This window comes from Mycobacterium yunnanensis, assembly GCF_025823185.1.
GTDB classification, from domain to species: domain Bacteria; phylum Actinomycetota; class Actinomycetes; order Mycobacteriales; family Mycobacteriaceae; genus Mycobacterium; species Mycobacterium yunnanensis.
Map to the genome: position 1 here is coordinate 132818 of NZ_JACKVK010000015.1, position 6497 is coordinate 139314.

Annotated in this window: 5 protein-coding genes; 1 reads left to right on the forward strand and 4 read right to left on the reverse strand. The window is 65.3% G+C overall.

From position 1 onward, the window contains the following. Positions 1 to 320 precede the first annotated feature (320 nt). Entirely contained in the window at positions 321 to 1265 is a 945-nt protein-coding gene (locus tag H7K45_RS28930) for a sporulation-delaying protein SdpB family protein (RefSeq protein WP_263999611.1), read from the reverse strand. After that, positions 1250 to 1780, reverse strand: a complete 531-nt coding sequence (locus H7K45_RS31755; RefSeq protein ID WP_372512682.1) for an SdpA family antimicrobial peptide system protein — start codon at positions 1778 to 1780, stop codon at positions 1250 to 1252. Before H7K45_RS31755 ends, H7K45_RS28930 begins: the two co-directional genes overlap by 16 nt. Positions 1781 to 2804: 1024 nt before the next feature. Between H7K45_RS31755 and H7K45_RS28935 the strand changes: the two genes are divergently transcribed. Next, on the forward strand, positions 2805 to 3839 hold the full coding sequence (locus H7K45_RS28935; protein WP_263999612.1) for a hypothetical protein: 1035 nt from the start codon (positions 2805 to 2807) through the stop codon (positions 3837 to 3839). Positions 3840 to 3975: 136 nt separating this feature from the next. Here the strand turns inward: H7K45_RS28935 and H7K45_RS28940 are convergent, their stop codons facing one another. Both H7K45_RS28940 and H7K45_RS28945 read right to left on the reverse strand, forming a co-directional pair. After that, positions 3976 to 4842 (reverse strand): substrate-binding periplasmic protein, encoded by an 867-nt coding sequence (locus H7K45_RS28940; protein WP_263999613.1) that lies wholly within the window; start codon positions 4840 to 4842, stop codon positions 3976 to 3978. 9 nt (positions 4843 to 4851) lie between these two features. Further along, a complete protein-coding gene (locus H7K45_RS28945; protein ID WP_372512678.1) occupies positions 4852 to 6258 on the reverse strand; it encodes an FAD-binding oxidoreductase in 1407 nt (468 codons plus the stop codon). Between the last annotated feature and the right edge of the window lie 239 nt (positions 6259 to 6497).

The window sequence follows — 6497 nt, forward strand, 5'->3', positions numbered from 1 at the left end:
ATTGGTCCGTCTCACCGTCATCCAAGGAGGGGGCCGACTCGCTCCAGGCGGTCGGGGTGCTCTCCGGGTACTCGGCCGCCCGGGTCGGCTCGCTGTCGGAATAGTCCGGATCGTCTGGAGGTCCCGCGGGACCGTCGTTGTGCGCCACGGCGCCAATGCTAAACGCGAATACCCGCCACCGCGCGCGAATTCAGCAACCGTCACCATCTGCTGTCAGCAACATCCAAGTGAGACGCAGGTACGACGCACACTGAATTCGCGGAACGGCGACGTCATTCCCGCCCGAGGTGGTCTGCACGACGGGCGAAGCCGAACACCGCTCAGTCTCTCCGTTCAGGCTGGCTCACTGTCACCGGCCGGGCGAGCCGACGGAACTGAGTTCCCATGGGCACAAGCAGAAAGATGAGGCAACCCCACATCACGACGGAAAAACTCCACAGGCCCAGCACCACCGCCACCATCAGATGCAGCAGCAGTGCCGGCGGCAACAGCAATGCCCGAAACCTACGAGGCAAGAGCAGGCTCACTCCGACGGCCACCTCGATCACGATTGGCGCCCACGTGAGAGCAGCTTCCAAGACGGGCTGACTGGTGACCCAGTACAGCGTGTCGCGAGTCCAGTGAGAGGCACCGAAGGTGCCATGGCGGACGAAGTAGTACATGGCGGTCCCGTCGACCCAAAAGCTTTGGCCGAGCTTGGATATTCCGCTTTGCACGTAGATCCAGGATATTTGCAGCTTGATCACGCACATGCCGACGACGGCGGCCGTGGTCGAGGCGTCGGCACGAAACGAGCCTGATGGGTTCCGCACACATCGGACCGGCTCGTAGACCGTCCATTGCCATCGTCGTGGGTCGGTGAGACACACCGGCAGCAGCAACAGGGAGACGATGCTGCTGATCTGGTCGCCGCCGTCGCCGTTGGATTGGTTGAGAAAGAAGCTGACAGCCACGTAGGCGTGAGGCAGACAGGTGATGCGAGGCCGCCACCCGCTCACCACTGCACCCAAGACCACAATCGCCACCCACTGCTTCACTTCGGCGCCGTGCTGTCCACCGAGGCAAAAGAGGCCGAATCGGACGGGTCCCACGCAGCGGTCCAGACTCGAACCCTTCATGCCGAACAACAGATCGGACAGCGGCGTGAACAGCAGCGTCAGCATCGGTCCGAGCGCGATGCACGACCGAGCCACGCCGTAACAGTTCGACCAGGGAGAGCCGAAACTCAATCCCGGATGCTTCCGCGCGTCTAGGAGGTCGCGCATCGGATGTCGAGATGAACGGCGCGTTTGTCGATCCACGGCGAGGATCCGAGATGGCGGTCAGACCACGGCGTGACGTTGTAGGCGATGACTGTGACGGGTCCGCAATATGTTTGGCGCCTCGAGGCGTTGACGACGGGGACGGGCTTGGTGGGGAGCCGCAAACACTCGTCGTCAGACCGGCACGGTCGCCAGTCCGCGTCATGCATCTGCGTGGAGAGGTACTGAAGTTCGGCGCCTTGCTGTCGCGGCGTGCGGTCCAATCCGAATGCGTTGGCCGGCTCGGAGTACGGAGTTAGATCGAGTGATCGAGGGGGTCGGCCGGGACTCACGCGGTACACGCGGTACTGGTCGGCGTTGGGACTCCGGGTGAAGAACGCCCATCCTTGAGGAAAGGCCGCCGTCAACACGCGGCTCATTGGGGTGTCACGCGGCACGTGCAGGATATTCGCGGGCAACTGAGGGGCCGCCGTCGCAAGGATGAGGATCGAGACACCGATGCCCAGGAGCACGAGCATCGCTCGCGGCACGCGGACAGTCACCGTGACCAGTTCGACCCGACCAAGCCTCACCGTGGTCTTCTGGCTGTCGATCTCTGGTGCGTCACCAGTCACGACGCCACGGCGCTGTCCTGCTGGTGCGATGGAGTCACCGGGCTTGAGCGCATACCGCACCTTGCACGTCTTCGTTTCATCGCGTGGTCTAACCCTCACTCACAGCCGGTGTCGTCACGCGGGAGGCCCTCGTGCGAACGCGCGACCAGGAGAGCATACCGTCGGGCGAGCAACGCACTAATAGCGCCGACGGATCGGGCACGTTCGTCGGGCGGCTTCGGCGACGGGACGATTTGTTCGCTGGCCGGGCTCGCGAGGGCGACGCGACGGTGCGGAGGCCCCTCCGGCGGTCCGAGATTGTGCCGTCATTATTGAAATATCAACTGACACAATGCTTCCTGAGTCGCAATGCTGGTCTGGCCGATAGAGTCTAGAAGAACGTGCAAATATTTTGTAAAGCCGCCTAGCGCCCACTTTACAGTTTCCACGGCATCGACAATTTCGTTGACGTCGATCCCCAATGGTGAGCTACAGTCACCTCGGCGTTGCCGTTCAGCAAACCGCGGCCGCGTGGCCGAGTGCCACTACCACGGGCATCTGCCCGATCTTCTTCTCTGTGAAAGCTGGTGTGATGCAGTTTCTTTGCGTGTCCGGTCGGGTCGCGTCGTCATCGACGGCGTTGATTGCCGCGGCTGCGGTCTCCGTCAGCGTCCTCGGTGTCTCATCGGTACCAACACCACATCCGTTGGCGGCCCAACTGACGTCAGCTACTCAAGTGGTCGCCGGCGCCGTAAGGCAGGCCGAGACCGCGCTACGTGAGAGCTTCGAGACAACGGGACCGACCGTGGCGAGTCTGCTTGCCACGTCTCCGGCAGCGCTTAGTACGACCTCGGTGCATCAGTTGGCCGCGGTTGCAACTGACCCGGCGGCCGTTGCACCGCTCATCACACCCAATGCCGTGGTCGGTTCGATCTCGGCGCTACCCACAGTGAACCCTGCCGACTTCTCGGCGGTGGTCGCGGCGGTCCAGGCCTTGCTTGGTCAGTTCGCGCAGTCCTTTCTGACCACGCCCGACGCCATCCGCGTGGCCGTCGAGAGCGCTCTACGAGGCGATGTCAACGGCGCCTTCGCGAGCTTGGAGGGTCTGATCATCAATCCCCTCGTCAACTACGCCTTCTCGCCGTTCCCGCAGCAGGCTGCCAACGCGATCGCACGTTACCTACCCAGTCAGCTGGGCGACGTCGTGAGGGCGGCACCCGGCATCTTCCTGTTGCAAGGGGCGCGCACCATCGACCTCTACACCTCTGCACGGCGCAGTGTGGTCGACGCGGTTCAAGGGGTCATCTCGTCACTCGGAACGTTCAACCCCGTGGCGATCGCCGGTGCCGTCGCCGCCGGCCTGGGCAATGTCTTTCAGACCGCCGTCGCGAGTACCTTCGGCGCCAACGGAGCCTTCTCCATCGCTCACGACCTCATCGCCAACTTGATCAGCGCGGCCTTCCCCGACCAGGCTTCGACTACCACCGCCGTCGTCCATACCGCCCTGGCGACGCGAAACACGTTGGCCACCACGTCCGGTCAATCAGCAGCCGACGTCGCGTCGAGCCCCTCCACGTCTAGCCGTGCCACGTCGGCGACGACCGACGACACCGCTTCTGTCCCAGTTCCCCCGGCGCGGAGTGCCGTCGCATCTGAGTCGAAGGCCGCCGACACATCCGAGGTAACTGCAGGGGCCGTCACGGCTGGCTCGGCGGAGGTGAGCGGCGGTACGACTTCGCATTCCACCGCCGATGAGGCCAAGTCCGACGACCAACCGGGTGCAGCCAAGACCGTAGACGTCACCTCGGGGAACAAGGTAGAACCAAAGACTACGGCTGATTCCTCGGCGACACCGCGGAGCGCATCGACGACCGAACCGTCGGATGCCACTGCCGCGTCTGCGGTCGAAGACTCCACGACCACCGCGAAGTCCGAAACCGGTGCCGGCACGGCCAAGGCGACGTCATCGTCGGCAACTCCCTGATCACCGCCCTGACGAAGCTCTAGCGCCGCCGGCGGCTGACAACATCATCGTCGGCCGCCGGCGGGGAGCCGGGAATGTCTGTGACGTTCGGGCGCAGTGCACGGCAAGGGCTTCCCCGTGACGCCACGCTCGGACGTCAGCTCGGCGGAAGCGGCGCGCAGGCGGCGTCGACTGCCGACGCGCCCGGATAGGTAGTGCCCGGCTTGGCAATGAATGCGTTGAGCGCATCGGCGAGGCCCGTGCTGCGGCCGCGCACCACGAACGAGAACGGCTCTTCGACCTGGGAGCCGTCGGCACGCATGTTGCAATGCGGCCATACGACCGACAGTCCCCCGAGCCGCTTCACCAACAGCTGCAGGCTTCCCAACCCACCCCCATATGCGAACGGCTCGCCTCCTGGCGTGGCGTCACGCACCTGCCGGGCGGCATCCTCCTCGTTGGACGTGCCGCGAATTGTGGTAGTGGTGATACCACTGCGCAGCAACCGATTCCGAAGGTCGGCGTCTGCAGTCGAATTGGCCGTGACAATCACCGTCCGATTGCGGAGATCCTCGACCCCGGACACAGACCGGTCGTCGGCGGACCGCACGACGAAAGCGCGAAGAACGTTGTAGTAGTGCGCAGACCATGTCGCTCCGGTGCCCGTCTCGGCGCGTCGGTCCGAGTCGTCGGAGATGCCGGAAGCCGCGATGTCACACGTGTCGTTGGCCGGGGCGAGCCAGATCCCGTCGAACTTGGTGACCTCGACCGGTCGCACACGAAGTTTCTCCTTCGCGGCAAATTCTGTCAGATAGGCAACATCCCAACCGACGAAGGCGCCATCGTGGTCTCGCTCACTGAACGGCGCGAACCCCGGATAGAGGCATACGGACAAGACGCCCGTTTGCAGCGTGCGAATGCCGGGCGCCGCTGGGGCCGAACCGCACCCCGCCGCGACCACTGCCGTGCCGACGGCCGCGACAGCTGCCAGTATCCGTCGCCGCGGACGACAGGGGGTTGCCATCTGCGTTGGCTACAACGGATAGGTGGCGAGCACGCCGGTGGGGTCGACATCGCTTCGCAGGGCGTGCAATCGGGCCAGATTCGCGCCGTAGGCCAGCTCGATCTCCCGATCGGTCTCGTCGAAACCCGGACGGACCTCGACGCTGTACACACCGATCGTGTCGTCGTCGAGCACTCGTAGCGTGTGGCGGGCCCAGTCGTAGCAGGCGTCGCCGTCGGCGCCGTCGGTCCAGATCGCGTTCAGCGGAATGTTCCATTCAGCGCCACGGCCCCAGAATGCGGTCTCGGCGTCGGCGACATCGGCAAGTGCCCCACCGGTGTGCTGAAAGTCGATGCGGCACGCGGGTGTTGGCGCGTTACGGATGCGCTCCACGAGTCCGGCGGCGACTGGCGAGCTCAACGTCGGACCGACGAACACCGACTTTCCGTAGAACCATCCGCGGTCGGCCCCGGGTTGCGGCAGGCCGATGGGTTCGGGCTCCTGACCACCCGGCCCTGGGATCGCGAACTCAGGCAGTCCGTCGAGATAGCGGCCGGCGGTCTCGGCCCGAAAACGCGGCGCAGTGTCGGATGCGTCCGCGACCGCGGAGGTTGCGGCGCGAGCGACCTCGATGGCTGCCGAGTCTTGGCTTCGGCAGGCCGTGTACACCAGCAACACCGGCTCGCCACTGCCGCCAGGCTCGTATCCGAGCACGGCACCCATGGTGGTGTGCCGCGGAAGCGTCGGCGCGATCTGGAAGTAGGTCGCCAGCGCGTCGGTGCTCGTCACCAACCGGTCGACGAACACCGGCCCCTGGTCGTGCGTGCGCATCAGCACTGACGTGACGATGCCGAACGCCGGGGCGGCGCCGCGGACGGCCCACCACAGGTCGGCCTCCCGCCCGGTGCTGCGGTCGGAGAGGGTGACGACTTCGCCGGCGGGAAGGACCATTTCGACCTCGACGAGGTGGTCGAGGGCCAGGCCGACGTCCCGGGTGAGATATCCGACGCCGCCACGGGTCACCAGACCCATACCAGCCAAACCGACGATGCCGACGGGGATCACCCGGCCGGTCGGAGCCAGGGCCGCCAGCGCGGTTCCCACCGTGGCACCGCCGCCGAGCCGGACGTAGTCACCCTCCACTGCAGCGGAGCCGAGATGTACTGAAAGGTCGACCATGACTGCGCGTTCGTCGACGCAGTTGGAGCTGAGGCCTCCCCCTCGCGACGTGGCCAGACCCCCCGTCTCGGCGGCAATCCTCATGACCGCGGCGACGTCCAACGCCGTCCGCGGATGGACCACGGCCAACGGTGAGCGCCGGGAGGCGTCGGGAAAGAACACGCCGTCGAGCGAGGACCGGTAGCCGGGGCTGCCTGGCGGATTGAATGCGTCGCCCAACATGGACGCGAGGCGCCCCAGGTATTCGTTCGTCGTCATGACTTCCTTCAAGGTTGATGTTTCGTCGTGTCTACGGCGCATGCCGGAGCTGTGACCCGCGCTCAAGGACGGGCGCCGATCGGGGTGAGCTTTCGTCCGCGGACGTAGACCTCGACGATGGAGCTCTCGCGCAGACCCATCAGCAGGGCGAACAACGTCTGATCACGAGCCAGGTCGGCATCATCAGCACGATAGGCGTTGTCCAACAACCCCTTCAACGCATCCGCCGGCTCCACCAC